Annotated in this window: 28 protein-coding genes and 1 tRNA gene; 23 read left to right on the top strand and 6 right to left on the bottom strand. The window is 70.1% G+C overall.

Annotated features, from left to right (window positions below):
• Positions 1-8 precede the first annotated feature (8 nt).
• A complete protein-coding gene (locus K7472_RS24945) occupies positions 9-1,643 on the top strand; it encodes an FAD-dependent monooxygenase (protein ID WP_222980799.1) in 1,635 nt (544 codons plus the stop codon).
• A gap of 20 nt (positions 1,644-1,663) precedes the next feature.
• Here the strand turns inward: K7472_RS24945 and K7472_RS24940 are convergent, their stop codons facing one another.
• The gene (locus tag K7472_RS24940; protein WP_222980798.1) at positions 1,664-2,185 is read right to left on the bottom strand and encodes an LURP-one-related/scramblase family protein; all 522 of its coding nucleotides are present in this window, start codon (positions 2,183-2,185) and stop codon (positions 1,664-1,666) included.
• 134 nt (positions 2,186-2,319) lie between these two features.
• Here K7472_RS24940 and K7472_RS24935 point away from each other — a divergent pair, with 134 nt between their 5' ends.
• Positions 2,320-2,970 carry a class I SAM-dependent methyltransferase gene (locus tag K7472_RS24935; protein ID WP_222980797.1) on the top strand — a complete coding sequence of 217 codons (651 nt, stop codon included), beginning with the start codon at positions 2,320-2,322 and terminating at the stop codon, positions 2,968-2,970.
• A gap of 318 nt (positions 2,971-3,288) precedes the next feature.
• Positions 3,289-4,044 (top strand): hypothetical protein, encoded by a 756-nt coding sequence (locus K7472_RS24930; protein WP_222980796.1) that lies wholly within the window; start codon positions 3,289-3,291, stop codon positions 4,042-4,044.
• A gap of 93 nt (positions 4,045-4,137) precedes the next feature.
• Here the strand turns inward: K7472_RS24930 and K7472_RS24925 are convergent.
• Positions 4,138-4,219: transfer RNA gene (locus tag K7472_RS24925), tRNA-Ser, on the bottom strand.
• 165 nt (positions 4,220-4,384) lie between these two features.
• Here K7472_RS24925 and K7472_RS24920 point away from each other — a divergent pair.
• Positions 4,385-5,158, top strand: coding sequence for a hypothetical protein (locus K7472_RS24920; protein ID WP_222980795.1), 774 nt, complete (start codon positions 4,385-4,387; stop codon positions 5,156-5,158).
• A gap of 42 nt (positions 5,159-5,200) precedes the next feature.
• On the opposite strand, the gene K7472_RS24915 is transcribed toward K7472_RS24920, so the two are convergent.
• The 4 genes from K7472_RS24915 to K7472_RS24900 all read right to left on the bottom strand — a co-directional run bounded on the left by K7472_RS24915 (position 5,201) and on the right by K7472_RS24900 (position 8,209).
• Positions 5,201-6,037, bottom strand: a complete 837-nt coding sequence (locus K7472_RS24915; RefSeq protein ID WP_308014075.1) for a DUF1932 domain-containing protein — start codon at positions 6,035-6,037, stop codon at positions 5,201-5,203.
• A 5-nt stretch (positions 6,038-6,042) separates the two neighbouring features.
• Positions 6,043-6,630 carry an AAA family ATPase gene (locus K7472_RS24910; protein ID WP_222980793.1) on the bottom strand — a complete coding sequence of 196 codons (588 nt, stop codon included), beginning with the start codon at positions 6,628-6,630 and terminating at the stop codon, positions 6,043-6,045.
• Positions 6,627-7,370 carry a P-loop nucleotide/nucleoside kinase family protein gene (locus K7472_RS24905; RefSeq protein ID WP_308014074.1) on the bottom strand — a complete coding sequence of 248 codons (744 nt, stop codon included), beginning with the start codon at positions 7,368-7,370 and terminating at the stop codon, positions 6,627-6,629. Before K7472_RS24905 ends, K7472_RS24910 begins: the two co-directional genes overlap by 4 nt.
• Positions 7,371-7,858: 488 nt before the next feature.
• A complete protein-coding gene (locus tag K7472_RS24900) occupies positions 7,859-8,209 on the bottom strand; it encodes a winged helix-turn-helix domain-containing protein (protein ID WP_222980791.1) in 351 nt (116 codons plus the stop codon).
• 837 nt (positions 8,210-9,046) lie between these two features.
• On the opposite strand from K7472_RS24900, the gene K7472_RS24895 reads away from it, so the two are divergent.
• The 19 genes from K7472_RS24895 to K7472_RS24805 form a co-directional block, all read left to right on the top strand.
• Complete coding sequence (locus K7472_RS24895; RefSeq protein WP_222980790.1) at positions 9,047-9,235, top strand: hypothetical protein; 189 nt, start codon at positions 9,047-9,049, stop codon at positions 9,233-9,235.
• 52 nt (positions 9,236-9,287) lie between these two features.
• Positions 9,288-9,659, top strand: coding sequence for a hypothetical protein (locus K7472_RS24890; RefSeq protein WP_222980789.1), 372 nt, complete (start codon positions 9,288-9,290; stop codon positions 9,657-9,659).
• 9 nt (positions 9,660-9,668) lie between these two features.
• Entirely contained in the window at positions 9,669-10,136 is a 468-nt protein-coding gene (locus tag K7472_RS24885) for a DUF3307 domain-containing protein (RefSeq protein ID WP_222980788.1), read from the top strand.
• Positions 10,137-10,226: 90 nt separating this feature from the next.
• Positions 10,227-10,469 carry a hypothetical protein gene (locus K7472_RS24880; RefSeq protein WP_222980787.1) on the top strand — a complete coding sequence of 81 codons (243 nt, stop codon included), beginning with the start codon at positions 10,227-10,229 and terminating at the stop codon, positions 10,467-10,469.
• Complete coding sequence (locus tag K7472_RS24875) at positions 10,466-11,113, top strand: GGDEF domain-containing protein (RefSeq protein WP_222980786.1); 648 nt, start codon at positions 10,466-10,468, stop codon at positions 11,111-11,113. Before K7472_RS24880 ends, K7472_RS24875 begins: the two co-directional genes overlap by 4 nt.
• Positions 11,110-11,724 carry a hypothetical protein gene (locus K7472_RS24870; RefSeq protein WP_222980785.1) on the top strand — a complete coding sequence of 205 codons (615 nt, stop codon included), beginning with the start codon at positions 11,110-11,112 and terminating at the stop codon, positions 11,722-11,724. Before K7472_RS24875 ends, K7472_RS24870 begins: the two co-directional genes overlap by 4 nt.
• Complete coding sequence (locus K7472_RS24865) at positions 11,712-12,806, top strand: hypothetical protein (protein WP_308014073.1); 1,095 nt, start codon at positions 11,712-11,714, stop codon at positions 12,804-12,806. Before K7472_RS24870 ends, K7472_RS24865 begins: the two co-directional genes overlap by 13 nt.
• On the top strand, positions 12,803-13,168 hold the full coding sequence (locus K7472_RS24860) for an RRQRL motif-containing zinc-binding protein (RefSeq protein WP_222980784.1): 366 nt from the start codon (positions 12,803-12,805) through the stop codon (positions 13,166-13,168). Before K7472_RS24865 ends, K7472_RS24860 begins: the two co-directional genes overlap by 4 nt.
• A gap of 26 nt (positions 13,169-13,194) precedes the next feature.
• Complete coding sequence (locus K7472_RS24855; RefSeq protein ID WP_222980783.1) at positions 13,195-13,434, top strand: hypothetical protein; 240 nt, start codon at positions 13,195-13,197, stop codon at positions 13,432-13,434.
• 95 nt (positions 13,435-13,529) lie between these two features.
• A complete protein-coding gene (locus K7472_RS24850) occupies positions 13,530-15,776 on the top strand; it encodes an FtsK/SpoIIIE domain-containing protein (RefSeq protein WP_308014072.1) in 2,247 nt (748 codons plus the stop codon).
• A 269-nt stretch (positions 15,777-16,045) separates the two neighbouring features.
• A complete protein-coding gene (locus K7472_RS33775; protein ID WP_372458051.1) occupies positions 16,046-16,225 on the top strand; it encodes a hypothetical protein in 180 nt (59 codons plus the stop codon).
• Positions 16,216-16,413: a hypothetical protein gene (locus K7472_RS24840; RefSeq protein ID WP_222980781.1), complete on the top strand. Its 198-nt coding sequence runs from the start codon at positions 16,216-16,218 to the stop codon at positions 16,411-16,413. The genes K7472_RS33775 and K7472_RS24840 overlap by 10 nt, the downstream gene beginning before the upstream one ends.
• A gap of 19 nt (positions 16,414-16,432) precedes the next feature.
• Positions 16,433-16,627: a hypothetical protein gene (locus tag K7472_RS24835; RefSeq protein WP_222980780.1), complete on the top strand. Its 195-nt coding sequence runs from the start codon at positions 16,433-16,435 to the stop codon at positions 16,625-16,627.
• A gap of 21 nt (positions 16,628-16,648) precedes the next feature.
• Positions 16,649-17,020 (top strand): hypothetical protein, encoded by a 372-nt coding sequence (locus tag K7472_RS24830; protein WP_222980779.1) that lies wholly within the window; start codon positions 16,649-16,651, stop codon positions 17,018-17,020.
• A gap of 10 nt (positions 17,021-17,030) precedes the next feature.
• Positions 17,031-17,288: a hypothetical protein gene (locus K7472_RS24825; RefSeq protein WP_222980778.1), complete on the top strand. Its 258-nt coding sequence runs from the start codon at positions 17,031-17,033 to the stop codon at positions 17,286-17,288.
• 15 nt (positions 17,289-17,303) lie between these two features.
• The gene (locus K7472_RS24820) at positions 17,304-17,582 is read left to right on the top strand and encodes a hypothetical protein (protein WP_222980777.1); all 279 of its coding nucleotides are present in this window, start codon (positions 17,304-17,306) and stop codon (positions 17,580-17,582) included.
• Between the two features lie 93 nt (positions 17,583-17,675).
• A complete protein-coding gene (locus K7472_RS24815) occupies positions 17,676-17,969 on the top strand; it encodes a hypothetical protein (protein WP_222980776.1) in 294 nt (97 codons plus the stop codon).
• Positions 17,970-18,081: 112 nt separating this feature from the next.
• Positions 18,082-19,068, top strand: coding sequence for a bifunctional DNA primase/polymerase (locus K7472_RS24810; protein ID WP_222980775.1), 987 nt, complete (start codon positions 18,082-18,084; stop codon positions 19,066-19,068).
• Positions 19,065-20,696 (top strand): YfjI family protein (locus tag K7472_RS24805; protein ID WP_222980774.1); only part of this gene is annotated, 1,632 nt, incomplete at its 3' end. The genes K7472_RS24810 and K7472_RS24805, both read left to right, overlap by 4 nt.

The raw sequence follows: 20,696 nt of genomic DNA, 5'->3' as shown, positions 1-20,696 counted from the left end.
GGCGTCCCATGTCCGAAACGGATGTCGATGTCCTGGTGGTGGGCGCCGGGCCGGTCGGCCTGACCGCGGCGGCGGAGCTGTGCCGCAGGGGCGTCGACTGCCGGGTCGTGGACCGGCTCACGGAGCGCATGCCGTACGCGAAGGCGGTCGGCGTGCAGCCGCGGACGCTGGAGATCTGGGCGGCGATGGGCGTCCTGCGGCGCGCCCTGGACGCGGCGGTGCCGATGTCCGGCCAGCTGATGTACGTCAACGGCGAGCAGGCGGCCCGGCTGGAGCTGACGCTGCCGCCCGACATCCCGTACGGCTTCGCCGCGCTGCCGCAGTACGAGACGGAACGCGTGCTGGCCGAGCACCTGGCGGGTCTGGGCACACGGGTCGAACGCGGCACGGAACTGCTCTCGTTCGCGCAGGACCCGGAGCGTGTGACGGCACGCCTGCGGAACGCGTCCGGTACGGAGCGGGAAGTCACCGCACGTTATCTGGTCGGTTGCGACGGCGCGCACAGCGTGGTGCGCAAGGGGCTCGGGCTGTCCTTCGAGGGTGACGCGTTCCCCGAGGAGTACATGCTCGGGGACGTCGAGGTGGACTGGGACATGCCGCGCGGCTACGGCGTGCGCTCCCTGCACCAGACCGACGACGGCAGTACGGACGACCTGCTGGTGTGCATCCCGCTGCCCGGGCGCAACCGCTACCGGATGTCGATGCTGGTGCCGCCGGAGCTGTCGGCGGCGGGGACGGGCGCCGGGGGCACCGCGGACGACGGCGTCACGCACGGCCTGGAGGCGGGCCGTGCGCCCGAACTCCACCACATCCAGGCTGTGCTGGACCGCCTGTCCCCGCAGCGCACGACGGCGTCCGCCCTGCGCTGGTCGTCGGTCTTCCGCATCAGCCACCGCATCGTCGACCGGTACGCGGACGGCCGCGTGATGGTCGCGGGCGACGCGGCGCACATCCATCCGCCGACCGGCGCGCAGGGCATGAACACCGGTATCCAGGACGCGTACAACCTCGCCTGGAAGCTGGCGCTGGCGGTCGGCGGGGAGGCGAGCGAGGGCCTGGTCGCCTCGTACGACGCGGAGCGGCGGCCGGTCGGCGAGGAGGTCGTCGGACGGACCGTGCGGCACGCCAGGGCGGGCTTCGAGGCGGACCCCAACGACGTCTCCACGATCATCAGGCGAGAGGCCCAACTGCTCGTCGGATATCCCGACAGCCCGATCGTCAGCCCGGACGGCGGCTCCTCGCCGGCACCCGGTGAGCGCGTACCGGACTGCGGCGGGCTGGAGCGGGACGTGATGACGTTCCCGCTGCGGTTGTTCGACGTGCTGGACGGGGCGCGGCACACGGTGCTGCTGTACGCGGACGCCGACGCGCAGACGCCGGAGCTGGCCGCCTGTGCCACGGCGGCGCGGGAGGCGGCGCACGGGAAGGTGGACGTCTACGCGGTGCTGGCGCCGGGGACGCGGTGGACGGCGCGGGAGGTGCCGCCGCCTGTGCTGCGGGACGCCTCCGGCGAGTTCCGTGATGCGTACGGCGCTTTCGGCGGCGAGGCGTTCGTCGTGCGTCCCGACGGCTACCTGGGCCTGCGCGGCGCGGCGGCGCAGGCGGCCCGGGTGAGCGACCACCTGCGCCTGACGTTCGCGTAGACCCTGTCGGCCGCGGGCGCTTAACGTTCGTGCTGCTCGCGTTCGTGCTCGTGCTTCTCGTGCTCGTGCTCGACGAGGCGGTCGACGCACACCGCGATGGCGATGAGCATCGCCGGGTCCGCGTCGTCGCGGTCGACGTGGATCGCGTAGGTGTCGCGCAGCCGGAACCACTTGCGGGAGATGCGGGCGAGCCGCTCGTCCCCGTACTCGATGTCGTACTCCTTGGCGATGATGTCGCCGCGGATCTCCAGCTCGTCACCGGAGGCCAGTTCCGCGCGGTAGGAGTCGTGGAACGGCGTGAAGAGCTTCTTGCGCACGGTGACCAGCACCTCGCCGTCCCGCTCGACGGTCATCGCGTCGCGGACGCTGATCACCTTCTTGTGGATGACGGCCAGCTCCCGCCCGTGCGGGTCCTGCACGACGAGCGTCTCGCGCAGCCGCAGCACCTTCCCGTCGACGTAGAAGGCCTTGTTCCCGTGCTCGTCCTCGATCCAGAAGTCGTCCCCGATCGAGAACATCTTCTCGCGCACCAGATACTTCACGCCGCTGTCCGCCTTCCACCGTTTTCCTGATCGACCCGGTCGGCTCCTGATTGACCCGGTCCCACAGTAGTGACGCGGCGGACGACGGGAGGGGATGCGCCCCTTGCCTCTGCACCGCGTGGCACGCTGTCCGTATGGGTACTGCCGACGACCGCGTTCGGACGCGGCGGAGTTATGACGCGGTGGCGGGGGAGTATCTCGCGCGCGTCGGCGGGGAATTGGCGTACAAGCCGCTGGACCGGGCGCTGCTGGCCTCGGTGGTCGAGCAGGCGGTCGCGGGTGCGCCGGTGGCGGACCTCGGGTGCGGTCCTGGGCACGTGGCCGGCTGGCTCACGGAGCACGGCGCGCGGGCGGTCGTCGGCGTCGACCTGTCCCCCGCGATGGTGGCCACAGCCCGGCAGGCGTATCCGGGGTGCGAGTTCCGCGAGGGCGACCTGCGGGAACTGCCCGCGCGCGACGGTGAGTTCGGCGCGGCCGTCGCGCTGTACTGCGTCATCCACCTCGACCCGTCCGAACTGCGTGCCGTCTTCGACGAGTTGCGCCGCGTGCTGCGTCCCGGCGCCCCGCTGCTGCTCGCGTTCCACGTCGGCGCGGAGACGCGCCACCTGACCGACTGGTGGGGCCACGAGGTGGACGTCGACTTCCACTTCTTCCCGCCGGAGGCGGTCCTCGCCCCGCTGCGCGAGGCGGGCTTCACGGTCACCGCCACGATGCAACGCGCCCCCGTCCCCCAGGAGGCCGAGACCCAGCGCTGCTACGTCCTGGCCCACCGGACTGCGGACTGACCCGCGCAGCGCCCGCCAGGCGGCCGGAAGCGGCCGTTGAGGCGCGGGACGAGCGCGGCGTTCCGCCGAACTACCAGAACCGGGCCTGCGCTGTCACGGCGCGCGAAGGAACCCGTCACCACTCGTGCGCGGTCCCGCCCGACGCGTGAACCAGGCCGCCCGGTGCGCCTACTGTCCTGCTCAGGCCCCCGCCCGGACGGCGAGGGGCGTTGATCCCCCGTCACCCCACCGCTCGCCGGGCATCCGCGTGCGCGCAGCCTGCCCATGCCCGTGAACGTGTGACACGACGGCCGGCTTCCCTGGGACTGGAGCAGCACCATGACACGTCGCACCACCCGAGCCCTGGCGGTAACGGCCGCCGCGGTGCTCATGTCCGCGGCCGCCACCGCGGTCGCCTACGCCGAGACCCCCCAGCCCTGCGACGGCGGGTACGTCTGCCTGAAGGACGGCACCGTCTTCGGCGCCCCCGCGAGCGACTACCCGGCGCAGTCGCAGCCGGGAGCCGTCAGCGCCACGCAGCTCGTCTCGGACTGCAACGCCGCCCTGGCGGGCCAGGAGAAGAACATCAGCTGCGGCTTCTACCCGAACGGCGACGGCACCCCGACACAGATCGGCTTCGGCCCCTGGCAGCAGGTGACCAGCGACTTCCTCAACTGCTCCGGCGGCACGGCAACGGAGAGCTACTCGGCGGCCGAGACCTACTCGGAGAGCAACTCCGTGACGGTCGGCGTGAGCGTGGAGTCGGGCATCGAGGACCTGTTCAAGACGACGGTGTCCACTTCGTACTCCTACACCTGGGGTTCGGCGCAGACCACGACGCAGACGTACAACGAGACCGTCGATCCCGGCGACAAGGCCCACATGGCGTACCGGTACGAGGAGCAGCAGCTCACCGGCACGCTGTGGATCAACTACGGCAAGACCGGCGACTCCCCGGGCCAGGGCTACGGTCACCACTACTACGCCATCACCGGCTTCACCGAGACGTCCCCGGTGAAGCAGTCCGACGGCTCGGTCCAGACGGAGGTGACACTGGTCCAGTCACCCGCGCAGCCGGGCGAATGCCCCAGCTGACGCAGCCCGACCACGACGCGCTGTCCGCACCGTCACCGCGAAACGAAACGGCCTCTGACCGGTAACACCTGGTCAGAGGCCGTTGTGCTGCGGAGGGTGTGGGATTTGAACCCACGGTGGCGTTGCCGCCACGACAGTTTTCAAGACCGCGCCGCTCTCGGTGCCACTTAGCGGCGTGACCAGCAAGGATGGCCGCCGGTAACCTCGCGCCTGCCTCAGCTTGGCCAAGGGTTGGCCACGAGCCACACAAGACACCTCGCCCAAGTAGCCCCAGTGAAGGATGAAGAGCCCCCCTCGCGCACCTGGCACTGCGGACACTGCGGGACGTACCCTGCGCGCCATGGCAGAGCACCTCGACAACCCCGCTGGCCGCCTCCACGCCCTCCTACTGGAGTTGCATCGCAGGCATTCTCAGAGCCCCCAAGGCGCGCTTGCCTGGGACGCATTGGCTGCAATTACTGTGCCCCAATACGGTGCGAGTAGCCCTGAAGCTGTGGTGGCTCTTGCTCAAGTTCTTGCCCTGCCAATGGAAATTCGTGACGCTGTAGCTGCATTCACCGTAGATGACGTGGATGAGATGGAACATCTCCTGGAGCATCTTGATGAAGTTGAGAGTGCACTGGCACTAATGACCAATCGTGGCCAAAATTTGCAGCAGTTCTTTATTAAATTCGCTCCCGGCTGTGATGTGCCGCGCAGTGCAGCCGTAGGGCGCCTTTCAACATGTTCGCGTGCTCTGCGTAGTTACCGACCGGAACCCGTGATTTCCGCCGAAGATCTATCTCGGATTGAACAAGCAATCACGAGCCTGATGAGCGACGTGGCAGAAATGGAGTTGGAACCAGATGCGCGAATCCTACTCCTCCGTCATCTCCACGCCATGCTTAGAGCTGTACATCAGGTGCGCATTACAGGGTGTGCTCCGCTTGAGGAGAGCCTAGACGCATTTGTGGGTGCGCTGGTGCGACAGCCAACCGCCGTGGCACAACTTGAAGATCGGGGAGTCCTTCCGCGCCTGACTAAGCTAGGGCAAATGATTAATGCCGCCGTAGCGGTTGCGAATGGGGCTTTCGAACTTGGCAACAAGGTGCTCGCACTGGTGCACAGGAGCTAGTTGGTCCGCCGCCTCGTGCCAAGCCAGGTTCTGGAAGAATGGCTACCGAGAAACGTCTCGGGGGCAATGTAGCGAATCAAGTGATTCTTCTACACTTGGAAAGTCCGAGCTTAGTTTCCAGTGTTCCATTAGTCTTGCCGCAGCGCTGACGAGGTGTGCCGGTAGGTCGGATTCATTAATTGCTTGTTCTGCTTCTCGCATTTCAGATCCCCAGCGCCATGACCGTGCATGCGTTTTGGGAATGTATTCAATCTCGGATAGGTAGCTGGTGGTGCGCTGATTAGCGATCTCAACTAGCTCTTGCTCAACTCCGTGATCGCGTGCAAGGGCGTACGCTACTGCGGCTAGAACGCGGCTGGTCTTCTGGTAGCTGCTATAAGAGAGTTTCAAGGCCGACGCCTTGCCGAGTTCGCCCGACAGGAAATGCGTGTCTACCGCACTGTTCGTGAATAGCTGTGCCACTGTGTCCACAGCTTTGGTCGGACCCGCGAGATAGAACCGGGGGCCTTTCACCTCAGACGGCGGCGAGCCGACCAGCGCACCATCGACGAGGCACGCGCCTGCGGCCGTGAGGATGTCTTTGATAGTCCTCGTGGAGGTCGGAGCGACTGCGTTGCCTTCCACGTAGATCCCGGAAAACGCCGTCTCGGCTACCGCTTCCGCTACCTCACGCGCTGCGGCCGGAGGGCAGATGCTTAGGATGATGTCTGCCCGTGCGGACAGCTCAGCGAGGCTGCTGACGGGGGTAAGGCCGTAGCGTGCAGCACGTTTTTGCGTCGCGCTGCTCCGCCTGTCTGGGCACCACAGAACCTCCGCCCCTCCAAGGGCCGCTTGACCGGCGACGGCCGCCCCCATACTTCCGGGATGCAGGATGCCCACGGTCGTCACTTGATCAACTCCGGGATGTTCTGCGGACGCGGCATCAGCCCGTCGCGCAGCGCTGCTGCAATGGCCTGTGCGGATTCGACCGGCGCGAGCTGGTCGGTACGGAGAACGAGCGACCAGGGCTCTTGGGCGTTCGCCAGGAGGTCTTCCCGGGTCTCGTGCCATGCCTTGACCCTTGCCTCGGCATCCTTGTCCCCGCGCTCCGCTGAACGGTTCTCGGTGGTCTCCAACGGGCACCACAGGAGCACTCGGAGCCATCGGAGGGGATAGGCGGCCAGAGCCACCACGCCGGCAACCTGGCCCATGTGCAGCACAGGAACCTGCCCGCTTTCAAGTAGAGCCGATACGCCCTCCCGGTCGATCGCGTATTCCGCGCCGTAGCGGGCGTTCCGGTAGAGGAGAGCGCCTGCTTGGGCAAGCCGCTCGATGTGATCCGGTGTCGTCGGCCGGTATCCGGTCGTTCTTCCTGGGCCCGCCTTGAGTCGCTCGAACAGGGCGAAGTTCTGTTGTGCCTGGGCCAGTTGGGCGGTGATCGTGTCCTTCCCCGAGGCCGGGGGGCCGTACAAGATGACGCCGGCGCCGGTCACAAGCCGCCTCCGCTCAGCACATCGCGTGCTTCGTCTACGAGGGCCACGGCAGCGCCCAGTCGGTTGTCAACGACGAAGTGGGGGCCCTGCGGGCGCAACTTGAGGTCCAGAGTGGCCAAGTAGTCCTCCCACGCCTCCATCTTCCAGGCGTCGCGGGCCGCGCCGCGGAACTCGATGTACTCCCGCATGGATTCCGGGTCGCACTCAACCCAGATGGTGGCGACGGAGACACGCTTGGAGCGGCAGCGGTTCTGAAAACGCTGCATCCAATCGGCCTGAGAGAATTCTGAGACGAACGGCGCATCAAGGATTGTCGAGATGCCGCAGTCCACATTGTCCCAGGCGGCTTCCATCAAGCAGCGGTATTCGAGCGGGCGCACCTTCTCCCGATAGAGTTGCGAACTCCGGTCGTGGGCCTCGCCGCCCAACGCGATGAGAAGTTGGTCGACCAGTGGCCGCGTCAAGGAGTCCTTGTCGAGGATGGGCCAGCCCGTCAGGCCACCAAGGAACTTGGCGAACTCGGACTTCCCTGATCCCGCGAAGCCGCCGACCAGCACGACCGTGGGGCCCTCGGTGCTACCGGCAGTGTGCCGGCGCCACGCTTCGACCACGCGGCTTCTGAGAGCCTCACCGTCTACGTCGTCAGTACCCTCACGAATGCTGCTGAGCGCCTGACGCACGGCCTGCGGCTGGTCGTTGCTCTCCCGTATTGCGGGAATCGTTGCTGCGGCAGATGCCACCGGTGCGTCCTCTCCGGGCAGGGCCCCACGGAAGCCGAGCTGAGCCTCATTGCATCGGTACAGTCGGCAGTACGCTCGGCGATAGTGAGGGCCGGGGTAGACCGACCCTTTCTCGTGTCCCCAAATAGTCTGGAAGTTCGCGGCGATATTGAACCCGTGTCGCTCTGCGATCTCACGAAGCTTTTCCCCGGTGTCTTCCAGAGTTAAGCCGACTTCCTCTCGGTGTTTACGTAGAAGCTCAGGCTTCCAGTCAGGGTGCCGCCGAGCCATCTGCCCCTCCTAGGTAGCTACCCGGAACCGCGAGTGTAGCGGGCCGAGTAGAGCAACGGAACGCCGCGATAGAGCATGTATAAGCGGATGTGTAAAACGCATGCCGTCTTTTCGGATAGCGAGACGTGATACCGGCTTTCGTTCGTTCGCGGTGAAGTTGTGACACACCGAACGAGGAGGTCCGGATGTCCCGCACAGCCGTTGCCCAGGCTGGACGCTCAGCGTCCTTCGAGGTTCGCGACCCGGTCGCGCAACTCGCTGACTTCGGTCCGCAGTCGCTCGATCTCCTCGCGCAGCTCGGTGGCGGTCTCGGCCGGATCTGCCGTCCGCGCGGCCTGACTCGCGTTCGGGGTCAGGAAGGCCCCCTTGCCCTGGTGGCTCACGGCCAGCCCGTCCGTCGTCAACTGGCGAATGGCGGCGCGGGCGACGGTCACTGTGACCTCGTAGTCCTTCTGGATCTGTGCCAGCGAAGGGAGCTGCCCGGTCTCGGCGAACTCGCCGTCGGCGATCCGTCGCCGGAGGCGGTCGGCCACCTGCTGATAGGCGAATCTGCCGGTCCACTCGACCATCTGTACCCCAAGCCTCGTTGCGTCTCTGCCTCATAGTGCCCAAGCGGCAGAGGTAGAACCAAGCTCCCGGCGCGGCTTGTTCCGGAGGGGACTTGACTCACTCTGCCTCACAGTGCACTCTGAGGCGGAGCTGCAAAGCGGGTCCACCTCGCTGAGAGCGACGCGGCGAGCCGTCTGAACTGCCCGAACGCGCCTGAACGCCCTGGAAACGGGGCGGGAGGGGAGCGGCTGTTCCTTGAAAACTCCACAGCGTGCCGCCCCAGCCACCTGCACACGGGTGGTCGATGGGGTCGCCTCCGGCCCGGCTCCGCTGGGTCCGGGAGGCCGCTTCCGGTCCTGGCACGGACCCGGGAAGCAGCCGGAGCGATCCGGCCGCACGCCGCCGCGTCGTGGATCACGCGGTCCGGGGCCACCACCTCCCCGGGGCACGAAAAGGGGCGCTGTCCACTGACCGCTCAGGGGTGGATGGCGGGTCGCGCCAGCACGACCCCGGCCTTCCGGCCGGCGGGGAGTGGTGCGGCTACCGATCACCTGGAAGCCATCCCGTCCGGAAGGAACCGGCATGGGTCGCCGACATACCTCGGGAGTCGCCGCGCTGGACCGGCACGGCGACGTTCCCGCCCGCGTCATCACTTGATCCGGAAGCGGTCGGGTTACCGCCCGATCGCGGCTGGGTCTCGTTGCGCATCGAGCGCGCACGTTCCCCGGCATGGCCGCGCTGCGGCGTGTCTGGGGGCGTGGCTGCTCGAAGCCGAGCCGCCGTCTCTACGCAAGCGGGCGCACCCCCTTCGCCTGGCAGCTCGCGGGGTGCGCCCTGAAATCCCCGGAGGGATCCCAATGAGCGTATTCCGCTCCCGCACCGCCGAACAGCCCGCCGCCCCGTCCGCCGTCGAGCGGCTCCAGGCCGAAGCGGCGGACGACTACCGGCGCCACCACAGCCCGCAGACGCAGGCCGCCGCGCGTGAGCAGCGCGGGCAGGCCCAGGTCGACGGCAACGCCGCCGCCGGCACCTGGCACCGCCACTGACGACCCGTCAGCCGCCTCCCTCTCTTCACCTCGTTGAACAGGAGACCACCCCATGTATCTCGCCATCGGAGACGTGGTGCGCGTGCGTACCAGCGCGGTGCTGTGCACCGTGTCCGGCATCGCCAGCCACACCAGCGGCAACCTGGTGGAGGTCAGCAACGGCGCGGCCGCCCCTCGCGCCATCGTCGCCCCGAAGGACCTGGAGTTCGTCGCCCGCGGTTCGCGGCCGATCACGACCGCCCGCGCCTGGGCCTCCCTGCTGTTCCTCGCCCTGGCCATCGCCGCCGCGATCCTCAACGCCAGCACCGTCCACCAGCACCACGTCGGCTGGCCGATGACCACGTTCGTCGCCCTGACCTCCGTGACCGCGGTCTCCAACGGCCTGAACAACCTGTTCAACCGACCGCGCCGCGTGCGGGTCTGAGGGGCGACGATGACCATCACGTTCGCTGTCGTCTTCATCGCCTTATACGTCGCCCACAGCGTGGGCGACCACTGGGTTCAGACCTCACGTCAGGCAGCCGACAAGGGCCGCTCGGGCTGGCCGGGTCGTCTCGCCGACACCCGGCACGTCGCGTCCCTGACGCTGACGAAGGCCATGGTGCTGGCGCTGGTCGCCGGCGTGCTCGGGCTGCACCTGCGGGTGGTCGGGCTGGTGGTGGGGTTCGCGGTGGACGCGGCCTCGCACTGGTGGGCCGACCGCCGCAGCACGCTCGCCTGGCTGGCCAAGGTCACCCGCAACAGCGAGTTCTACGAGCTGGGCACGCCCGCTCACCCGGCGGCCCCCGCGACCGCCGCGGGCGGTTACGCGCCGACGCTGGACACCGGCGCATACGCGCTGGACCAGTCGTGGCACCACCTGTGGCTGCTGATCGCAGCCCTGATCATCGCCGCCGTTTGACCTTCCGTTCTGCCCCGGGGTGGCGGCACTCCACTCCAATGGTCGACCGCCGCCCCGGGCCTACCCGAACCGCTCCAAGGGGGAGCAACTATGCGTTCGTTCGTCGCCGGGCATGAGGCCCGCAGTACCACCGACTTCCTGGAACTTGCCCTCGGTACCCCGGTTGAGCTGTGGTTCGGGGAGCAGGGCGAGTCGGCTGAGGAGCGCGCCGCGCGTGAGGCCGCGGCCCGTGACATCCTCGCCGACGACCCCGCCCTGTACGGCCGCATGATCCGGCTGGCCGCCGACCTGATCGGCGCCCCCGGCGAGGTGCCGTGGGGGGTGGCGGCATGAGCACGTTGCTGTCCGCCGCCGTGACCGCCGGGCCGCTGTCGGCCGGGTGGTCCGTCCACACGCTGTGGATGCGCCACCGTATCGCGCAGGCCCGCCGTGACCCGCTGACCGGCCTGCCCGCCCGGGCCATGTTCGAGCGCCGCGCGGTACGGCTGCTGCGACGGGGGCCGGTGGCCGCCGTGGTGATCGACCTGGACGGTTTCAAGGGCGTCAACGACACCTTCGGCCATGCGGCCGGGGACGCCGCGATCCGCGAGACCGGGGTTCGTCTCGCGGAGTGGGCCGAACCGCTGGGCATCGTCGCTCGCCTCGGCGGGGATGAGTTCGCCGCCCTGCTGCCCCTGGCCGACTGGGACCTGAACGGTGAACTCGTCGCGCTGCACGAGTGGTTGTGCCACCCGTTCGGCTACGAGGGCCGCACGCTGCGTCTGGGGGCGTCGATCGGCGCCGCCTGCACCGTGCCGACCCGCCCCGACCAGTGGTCCGCGCTGCTGCGGCGGGCGGACGAGGCCATGTACGAGGCCAAGCGTGGTGGCGGCGGCTGGCTGCTGACCGACGCGCCGGTTCCGGTGATGGCGAGCGTCAACGGCCGCCGCGCCGGCCGCACCGGCACCCACACCCCGTCTGCGGGGGGAGCGGCATGAGTGTCACGTGGACCGGGGGTGTGCTGGCGGTGGTCGATGACGACCACGACCGGCTGTACGCCTCCGACCGCCACTCCCGCTTCGGCGCCTACCTGCGCCAGGAAGCCGGACACCTCACCAGCCCCGACGAGCCGTTGACCGCTGAGGAGTTCGCGGCGGTGGTGTGGCGGATCGCGACCGAGCCCGTCATGTCCCCGGGTTACGTCCGTATCCGCCCCGACGTGCGAGCGGTCGTCCCGGCCTGGGACGAGAACGGCGAAGGGCTGCTGTTCGACGTGCACGTGCCTTTGCCCCACCAGGCCCTCGCCAACGCCCGTGCGGTGCCCGCGCGGTGGCGTGACTGGCGCACCGAGCCCGTCTTCGTCGAGCCGGAGCACCGGTGGTGGGCTGAGCCGGACGCCGACCGCCCGGCCCTGCTGACCACCACCGTCATCCGCCTGCCCGTGGGCGACGACTGGGGGCTGCCCGAGCCCGGCGAACTGCACCCCGGCCACGAACTGACCGTGGCCGCGAAGCAGTCCGTGGCCGCGGCCGCCGCGGGCATCAACCGGCACGCCGGACCGCTGCTGGCCGCCCTGCGCACCCCGGGGAGGAACCCGTGGGCGTCCTGACCTCCCCGGGTGCGATCCGTAAGGCGGAGCGCACGCTGTCGGCGGGGACGTGGCTGATCGTGGCCGGGGCGATGCTCTACAGCGTTCTGACGGTCACTCCGCTGGCCGCTGGTCATACCCCTACCGCGTGGCGGTGGACCGCCCCGATCCTTCCCATCGTGGTCGATGCGGCGGTGGTGATCGTGGTCTGCCTCGATGCCACGCTGGCTCGCCTCGGTGGGCGTGGCGGGCGGTGGCCGGTCGTGCTGCGGTGGATGACCGGCGTGATGACCCTGGCCCTCAATATCGGCAACTCCGCGCTGTCGGGGGATGGGGTCGGGGTCGCGGTTCATTCGGTGGCGCCGCTGCTGCTGATCGTCACCTCGGAAACTTCCCTCGCCTACCGGCATGCCATCGCCCGTGCGCTGGCCCGGCTGAACGCTGAAGAGGCTGAGCGGCGCACGCGTGAACAGCGCGAGCGTGATGCCCGGGCCGAACGGTTGCGGGCTGAGCGTGAACGCGAACGCGCGACGCGTGAACAGCGGGAGCGCGAAAAGCGTGAACACGCCGAACGCGTCGAGCGTGAACGCCGGGAGTGGGAAGCAGCCGGGTTGCGTGAACAGCGCGAGCACGAAGCCCTTCTCGCCCGCGAGGCCCGCGACGCTGAAGCCACCCGCGAGCGGGAACAGGCCGAACGTGCTGAGCGCGAGCGGGAACGCGAACGTGCCGAGCGGCAGCGGCAAGAGCAGCTTGCTGCCGAACGGGCCGAGCGTGAACGCCGCGAGCGCGAAGCGCGTAAGCGCCAGCGCACCGCTCAGGCCCCTGGCAAGCCTGCCGTGAACGCCCCCGTCTCGCCGGGTGGCGGGGCGGGCGTGAACACCACGGCCGCACCGGTGAACACCTCGGTGAACACGGTCGTGGGCAAGCCGGGCAAGCTCGATGAACGCGACGCGTTGGCCGTCATCGACACCGGTATCCAGCTCGGTGCGAGTGTTCGTCACCTCGCCCGCGAGACCGGGTGGTCCGTCGGCTGGGTCGCCGCGCGTATCAAGGAAGCCGGAGGCGAGGTCCGCGAGGACACGCCTGACGGCGAGGCGGCGTGAGGTTCTACGACCCGTCCGGGGCCCGCTACGGCATCCCCACCTTCCCGTACAAGCTGGCCCCGGACGGGTACGCCACCCGCCGCCAACTCCGCTCCCGCGGCCTGCGGCCCGGCGGGCAAGCGGTCGCCGCGCAGCTCATGTGGCGCTCGCGCCGCACGCGCGGTGTGCGGGTCGCCTACCTCTACCGCCTCGAACTGGCGCTACCGGTGCGGCCGTTGACGGCCGCGAAGCGCGCCGCGCTCGCCGCCGCGAACAGCGCGCGCCGCACCTGCCCCGCCTGCCGCCGCGACGCCGGGTACGTCATCCCGTCCTCGCTCGGTACCTGCGTCACCTGCGCGGACACACCCGCCCGCGCAGCCTGAATCCCACCATCAAGGAGCTTCCACCCGTGAGCACCCACACTCAGGCCACCACGCCGTCCGATCCTGCCTCGCAGGGCACCCACCAGTACGTGATCACGCTGGAGATCCCCGGCAGCGTGTCGGGCACCTACTTCGGCACGTGCAGCCCGGTGGACTCCACCCGCCACGACGTGTTCACCGACCTGCGCCGCCAGATCGCACTGGACAATCCCGACCTCGCCCGGGGCAACGTCGTCTTCTTCGCCCTGGAGCCCAACCAGCTCTGACCCCCCGCCGCACAGCGCGGGCCCGGCCGCCCCACCTCTCACAGCGAGGCCGGGCCCGCCTCACCCCTCCCACCCGGAAGCGGAAGGTCCCTGAAGTGAACCATCCCGACGACGATGACGAGCTGTTCCACCGGCTCGAAGCCGAGATGACCGCCGGTTCGGGCGCTGAGGTGGTCGACCTCGGCAAGGCCCGATCCGCCCGCGCCAAGTCGCCCGACTCGCCCACCCGTCCGGGCGCCGACCGGTCGGCCGACTCCACCCCCGACCGTCCGCACACCGGACCGGCCGACCCGGCCGGGCCGACCGGTCCGGTGGACGACGAGCCGGACGACGACGCGCCGCGTCGGGTGCCCGTCGACTCCCCGGACCTGCCGCGGTCCGGGGTGGTGTACGAGAAGCGGCGTCCGATCCTGCCGCCGTGGCTGGCCACGAAGACCGAATTCGCGCTCACCGCCCGGCACTTCGGCGCCCGCACCGCCTACACAGCCGCATACCACTCGATCCGCACCCCTTGGTACGGGCTGCGGCTGGCGGTGACCGCGCCGCGCGGCGGCATCCGGTTCGCCGGCGCGACGCGGCGGTGGGTGTGGGACACCGAGGCCGAACCGCTTCGCGCCGCCGCCGTCCGCGATGAGGACGTGAGCCAGTACCTGACCCTCTCGCGCCAGCGTGACCGCCGGGTGCGCGGCCGGACTCTGGTGATGTTGCTGGCGTGCGTCACCGGGCCGGTGCTGGCCTTGGCCTTGTATGTGATGGCGCCGGACTGGCTGACGGTGCTGGCGCTGGCCGCGGTCGCCGCGCTGGGCTTCTACGGGCAGGAGAAGGACCACCCCATCATCGGCCCGGCCGTGCTGCGCACCGAGGTGGAGAAGCTGACCGGCACCATCGTGCTGCGGGCGCTGGACAACATCGGGAACCCCAAGATCTGCGCCGCCATCAAGAAGGGCGGCGACATGAACGGCATGCGCTTCGTCTCGGAGATCGTCCGCGACGGGCCCGGCTACCGCGCCGACCTCGACCTGCCCTACGGCGTCACCCCCGAGGACATCATGGAGTCCCGCAAGGAACTCGCCTCCGGCCTGCGCCGCAAGGTGGGGTGCGTGTGGCCGTCCGCCGACCCCGGCGAGCACGAAGGCCGGCTCATCTTGTGGGTGGGGGACCGGCCGATGAACGAGACCACGAAACCGGCCTGGCCGCTGCTGAAGTCCGGCACCGTGGACCTGTTCAAGCCCGCCGTGTTCGGCAACGACCAGCGCATGGGCGAAGTCAGCGTGACGCTGATGTTCGCCGCCGTCGTCGTCGGCTCCATCCCCCGCATGGGCAAGACCTTCCTCATGCGGCTGCTGCTGCTCATCGCCGCACTCGATCCGCGCACGGAACTGTACGCGTTCGACTTCAAGGGCACCGGCGACTTCAAGACGCTGGAGCCGGTCTGCCACCGCTACCGCGCCGGTGAGGAAGACGAGGACATCGAGTACCTGGTGGCCACGCTGCGGGAGCTGAAGGAAGAGCTGCGCCGGCGGGCGAAGGTCATCAAGTCCCTGCCCACCTCGCGCTGCCCGGAGTCGAAGGTCACCCCGGAGCTGGCGAACGACAAGTCACTGCGGCTGCACCCGATCGTGGCCGGGTTCGATGAGTGCCAGGTGCCTTTCGAGCACGAGAAGTACGGCAAGGAGATCGAGGCCATCTGCACCGACCTGACCAAGCGTGGCCCGGCGCTGGGCATGGTCGTGATGTTCGGCACCCAGCGCCCCGACGCCAAGTCCCTGCCGCCCGGGATCAGCAACAACGCGGTGCTGCGGTTCTGCCTGAAGGTGATGGGGCACCAGGCCAACGACATGGTGCTGGGCTCCGGCATGAACAAGGCCGGGTACCAGGCCACCATGTTCTCCCGCTCCGACCGCGGCATCTGCTGGATGGCCGGTGAGGGCGACGACCCGCGCATCGTCTCCTCCGCGTTCGTCGACGCGGTCGCCGCCGGGCAGGTCGTCGCCCGGGCGCGGGTGATGCGGGAGAAGTACGGCAACATCACCGGCCACGCCACCGGCCAGGCCCCGGCCGCCGACACCACCCCCGTCTTCGACCTCCTCAAGGACGTGCTGTCCGTCGTCGCGGCGGATGAGAAGAAGGTGTGGAACGAGAAGATCGCCGCCCGTCTGGCCGACCTGCGCCCCGCCGTCTACGGCACCTGGAAGGGCGAGACGGTGACCGCGAACCTCAAGCCGCACGGCATCACCGCCGTGGACGTGTGGGGCACCACCGACGCCGGGAAGGGCACCACCCGGCGCGGCACCGTCCGCGCCGACCTCCTCAAAGCCATCACCGAGCGTGACGAAAAGTAGAGGTGGGCGCCCTCCGGCGCGGTGCTAGACCTAGCAGCCGCCGCTGCTAGGTCTAGCACCCCTGCTAGCACCCCATCCATGGGCTGATCTGCTACCTAGCACCTAGCAGCCCACCTGCGGAAACCCCCGGAAACCCGCCTGGAAGGGCACCCGTGACCCCTATCGAGGCTGCTATAGCCATCCCACCCGCCATCACACTCTGTTACGGGCTGGTGTGTGCGGGCAGTCCGCTCGGAGACTGCCGCAAGTGCCGCGGCTTCGGCTTCGCCATGAAGACCGACCGCAAGGGACGCCCCAAGCGCGGCAAGCACTGCCGCCGCTGCGACGGCCACGGCAAACGCATCCGCATCGGCCGGCGCCTGTTCAACGCCGCCCGCCGCACCTGGCACGACGCCACCGCCGAACCCGCCGCCCGTGCCGCCCGGAAGGACACCCCGCCATGGCGCTGACCGACCGCGACCCGCACAACGCCCGCGAGACCGCCCGCGTGATCTACCTCGCCGCCAAAGCCGTCCGCCTCGAAGCCCGCGGCAAGTCCACTCGCGCCATCGAGCGCGAGATCGACCGCATCCGCGAGACCGCCCAAGCCCGCGAGGACGCCAGGACCGCCCGCCGCGCCGCACGCCGTCGCCGCTGACCACCCCGGAGGTTCACCCGTGATCCTGTCCATCTCCGCCGCCGTCCTGCTCGGCGTCTTCCTCGCCTTCCTCCTGCGCTCGCGCTCCCTGGGCGCCGGATCGTGCGTCGTCGCCGTGCTGTTCGGCTTCTACCTCGCCAGCACCGGGCTCGCGGCCCCCATCAACCAGGTCACCCACGACCTGGCCCACTCCGTGGCCCAACTCGGCCACTAACCCCACCGGGACGGAGACACCGTGACTGACCACACGCCCATCCCCCTGCCCGACCCCAACACCCCCGCGCCGTACACCATCGGCGTGCCCGTGGTCGTGCAGCCGCCCGGCCAGCCCCCGTACTACGCCGCACCCCCGCAGATCATCGTCGTACCCCAGCAGACGGAGCGCGGGCGGGAGTTGAGCCCCATCACCACGCGGCTCATCGTCGGCGGCGGCATCGGCGCCGGAGCCATCACCGCGTTCGCCCTCATCGGCCCCATGGTCCTGGCCACCCTCCAAACCCTCGCCATCACCGCCCTCGCCATCGGCGGCACCGCACTCGGCCTCGGCGCCGCCGCAGCCATCACCCTGCGCACCTTCAACAACAACCGCACCCCGCGCCGCAAGTAAGGGGCCCCACGTGCTTGACCAGCTCCGCAGCCGGACCATCACCGCCCTCATCGCCCTCGCTGGTGCCGCTGTCCTGCTGTCCACCTGCCAGGGACCCGCCCCCGCCGCCGGGCCCACCGGCGTCGTCACCACCCGCACCACGGACGCCACCGGAGACCACATCACCGTGCGCAGCCAGGACGGCCAGCACCACACCTACACCGTGGACGCCGAGGCGTTCGGCCACTGCACAACCGGCACCACCTACCCCGCCTGCCTCACCTACTGAACGAAGGAAGCCAACGTGCCCGAATCTCCCCACGAAGAGGACGACTTCGCATGCGAGATGTGCGAGCGGTACGAGGACTGCGCCGCTTGCGACGGTTCCGGCGAGGACATGTACGCCGGGACGGACGACGGCTGCTACGAGTGCGGCGGCACCGGCCAGACCATCCCCGACCACTGCTGCGACTGCGGCGGTTCCCCCTACTGCCAGTGCTGCACCCAGTGCGGCAACTACGCCGGCACCTGCGGCTGCCCCGTCACCCACACCCGCCTCGACGGCACCACGACGACCCTCTGACCCCACCCGCGGTGGACGCCGACGCGTTCGGCCACTGCACGACCGGCACCACCTACCCCGCCTGCCTCACCTACTGAGACCTGGGAGAACCCTGTGATCCGCTTACGCATTCAGCGGGCCGTCTGGCCGCGCCCCGCGCTCATCCTCACCGACACCCCCCGCCCCGGCTGCCCGCAGTGCGACGGCGACGGCGGCATCGAGTGGCCTTACGGCGACTACGAGACCGGCGAGTACGCCGGAAGCGAGTGGGAGCCGTGCGGCTGCTGGAACGAACGCCTGCGCTGGACGCTGATGCCCCTTCCGCGCCTTCCGCACCTGCCCTGGCGCCGCCTGCACGGTGCCACCGACCCGTGGGCCACCGGTCACAGCGACGAACAGCCCTCCTAACGGCTGCACTTAGCGCCTCCGCGCACCGGAGGCGGCGGGACTCCACTCCATGGTCGCCCGCCGCCTCCGGCCTACCCGAACCGCCACCAGGACGGAACAGGAGATCCCCAGCATGACCCATCACGCCGTATCCGGCGAGCCCCACCCCGACCGCACCACCTCAACGAGCCACACCCCCGAGGCCGCGGCGCTGCCGCGCGCCGCCCTGAGCGCCGCTTCGCGCGGGTGGCCGGTCTTCCCTCTACGCCCGGGGGACAAGCGGCCCGCCGGGCACCCTGAGCGCGACTGCCCCCGCACCGGCCGCTGCGCGGACGGTCACCGCACCCCGGAGCAGCGGGCGACCGTGGAGGCCGACAGCATCGCCCGCTGCTGGCAGGCGGCGCCGTACAACGTCGGCATCGCCACCGGCCCGGCCGGGCTGGTCGTGGTGGACCTGGACCTTCCCAAGGACGACACGGACACCGCGCCACCCGAGTGGGCGGCGCTGGGCGTGGCCGATGGGCTGGATGTGTTCGCCGCGCTGTGCGAGCGCGCGGGGGAGCGGCTGCCGACCGAGACGTACACGGTGCGCACCCGCCGCGGCGGACTGCACCTGTACTTCACCGCACCGGAGGGAAAGACGCTACGCAGCACGGGCGGCAGCCTGGGGTGGAAGGTCGACACCCGGGCCTGGGGCGGGTACGTGGTCGCCGCCGGCAGCACCGTGAGCGGGGCACCGTACGAGATCATTCACGACGGTCCTGCCGCCCCCCTCCCTGCGTGGCTCACTGGCCTGCTCACCCGCAAGCCCGCACCCGCCCCCATGCCGCTGTCGGAGCTGTCGGCCCGGATGCGCAACGCCACCGCCTACAGCACCACCGCCCTGCGGGGGGAGCTGGAGAAGGTGCTGTCCGCCCGCGAGGGCGGCCGTAACCGGTCGGTGTACGCAGCCGCCTACGCCCTCGCCCGCCTCATCCGCACCGGCGACCTGACGGAGACGGCCGTCACGGATGAGCTGATGAGCGCCGGGCAGGCCGCCGGCCTGTCCGCCCCCGAGTGCCGCACCGCGATCCGCTCCGGCCTCGCACGCGGCGGCGCCACCGAGACGAGCGCGGCATGAGCACACCACCTGTGGACAGCTCCGAGCTGTGGGCCGGGTTCGACGCCCTGACGGCCGAAGAGGTCACCGGTCCGGTCTGGGACGAACCCGTACCCCTCACCCCCCGCAGGGAGTTGCCCGACTTCCCCACCGACGCCTTGCCCGCGTGGCTGGCCGACATGGTGACCGCGGTCGCGGAGGAGACGCAGACCCCCGCCGACCTCGCCGGGTGCCTGGCGCTGTCCGTCGTCGCCACCGCCGCCGGCGGACGGGCCGTGGTGTGCGTGCGGGGCCGGTGGCGCGAGCCGGTCAACGTCTACACCGCCGTCGCCCTCGACCCCGGCAACCGCAAGAGCGCCGTGTTCGCGCTGATGACCTCGCCCCTGCTGGCCGTCGAGAAGACCCTCGTGGAACTGTCGCTGCCCGCGCGGGCCGAGGCGGAGGTGACCGCACGGCTGGCCAAGTCCGCGGCCGACAAGGCAGCCGCCAAGGCCGCCAACGCCGAACCCGGGCTGCGTGACCAGCTCACCGCCGAAGCCGTCGCGCTCGCGCAGGCGGCAGAGGAGATCAAGGTGCCGTTCGAGCCGGTGCTTGTCGCGGACGACGTGACGCCGGAGAGCCTGGCCACGCTGCTGGCCGAACAGGACGGCCGCATCGGCGTCCTGTCGCCCGAGGGCGGCATCTTCGAGATCATCGCCGGTCGCTACAGCGGCGCCCCCAACATGGAGATCTTCCTCAAAGGGCACGCCGGAGACATGGTGCGCGTCAACCGGCAGGGCCGCGACGCGCAGCACATCCAGGCCCCGGCCGTCACCATGGGCCTGGCCGTCCAGCCCGAAGTCCTGGAATCCATCGGCCAGATCAAGGGGGCGGACGGCCGCGGGCTGCTCGCGCGGTTCCTGTACTCGCAGCCCGAATCGCTCGTCGGCCGGCGCAACCTCACCCCCGCCCTGATCCCCGACGCTGTTGCCGAGACCTACGCGGCCCGGCTCGGCGGACTCGCGTTGGCGCTCGCCGGGTGGACCGATCCGGCGCTGCTGACGCTCAGCCCGGAGGCGGACGGGGTGCTGCTGGCCTACCAGCGGACCACCGAATCCCGTATCGGCAAGGGTGGTTCACTCGCGGGCATCGTGAAGTGGGCGAGCAAGCGCGATGGGGCGGTCGCCCGCATCGCCGGGCTGCTCCACCTCGCCGCTCACCCGCAAGACGGCTGGACGCGGCCCATCGAAGCGGCCACCGTCGCGGACGCGACCCGCCTGGGGGACTACTTCACCGCGCACGCCCAGCACGTCTTCGACGCCATGGGTGCCGACCCCGCCCAGGACGCCGCGCACCTGGTCCTCGCCCACCTCACCGACACCCGGCTGAGCGGCTTCACCAAGCGCGAGTTGTTCCGGCAGCTTTCCCGCGGCGACTTCCCCGCCATGGCCGATCTCGACCCCGCCCTGGCCCTGCTGGAAGAACACGGCTGGCTGCGCCAGCAGCCCCCGCCCCCGCGCTCCGGACGCGGCGGACGCCCGCCCTCCCCCCCCCCCCCCCCCCCCCCCCCCCCCCCCCCCCCCCCCCCCCCCCCCCCCCCCCCCCCCACCCCCCCCCCCCCCCCCCCCCCCCCCCCCCCCCCCCCCCCCCCCCCCCCCCCCCCCCCCCCC

Source organism: Streptantibioticus parmotrematis (assembly GCF_019890615.1).
GTDB lineage: Bacteria > Actinomycetota > Actinomycetes > Streptomycetales > Streptomycetaceae > Streptantibioticus_D > Streptantibioticus_D parmotrematis.
Note: the sequence above shows the minus strand (reverse complement) of the source record. Positions and strands in the feature narration are given on the sequence as shown.

Excerpts from the sequence above, each read along its gene's own strand:
- K7472_RS24885 (WP_222980788.1), top strand. The coding sequence starts at position 9,669 with ATGACCATCACGTTCGCTGTCGTCTTCATCGCCTTATACGTCGCCCAC.
- K7472_RS24945 (WP_222980799.1), top strand. The coding sequence starts at position 9 with ATGTCCGAAACGGATGTCGATGTCCTGGTGGTGGGCGCCGGGCCGGTC.
- K7472_RS33775 (WP_372458051.1), top strand. The coding sequence starts at position 16,046 with ATGAAGACCGACCGCAAGGGACGCCCCAAGCGCGGCAAGCACTGCCGC.
- K7472_RS24875 (WP_222980786.1), top strand. The coding sequence starts at position 10,466 with ATGAGCACGTTGCTGTCCGCCGCCGTGACCGCCGGGCCGCTGTCGGCC.
- K7472_RS24870 (WP_222980785.1), top strand. The coding sequence starts at position 11,110 with ATGAGTGTCACGTGGACCGGGGGTGTGCTGGCGGTGGTCGATGACGAC.
- K7472_RS24880 (WP_222980787.1), top strand. The coding sequence starts at position 10,227 with ATGCGTTCGTTCGTCGCCGGGCATGAGGCCCGCAGTACCACCGACTTC.
- K7472_RS24890 (WP_222980789.1), top strand. The coding sequence starts at position 9,288 with ATGTATCTCGCCATCGGAGACGTGGTGCGCGTGCGTACCAGCGCGGTG.
- K7472_RS24935 (WP_222980797.1), top strand. The coding sequence starts at position 2,320 with ATGGGTACTGCCGACGACCGCGTTCGGACGCGGCGGAGTTATGACGCG.
- K7472_RS24930 (WP_222980796.1), top strand. The coding sequence starts at position 3,289 with ATGACACGTCGCACCACCCGAGCCCTGGCGGTAACGGCCGCCGCGGTG.
- K7472_RS24920 (WP_222980795.1), top strand. The coding sequence starts at position 4,385 with ATGGCAGAGCACCTCGACAACCCCGCTGGCCGCCTCCACGCCCTCCTA.
- K7472_RS24895 (WP_222980790.1), top strand. The coding sequence starts at position 9,047 with ATGAGCGTATTCCGCTCCCGCACCGCCGAACAGCCCGCCGCCCCGTCC.
- K7472_RS24900 (WP_222980791.1), bottom strand. The coding sequence starts at position 8,209 with ATGGTCGAGTGGACCGGCAGATTCGCCTATCAGCAGGTGGCCGACCGC.
- K7472_RS24810 (WP_222980775.1), top strand. The coding sequence starts at position 18,082 with ATGACCCATCACGCCGTATCCGGCGAGCCCCACCCCGACCGCACCACC.
- K7472_RS24840 (WP_222980781.1), top strand. The coding sequence starts at position 16,216 with ATGGCGCTGACCGACCGCGACCCGCACAACGCCCGCGAGACCGCCCGC.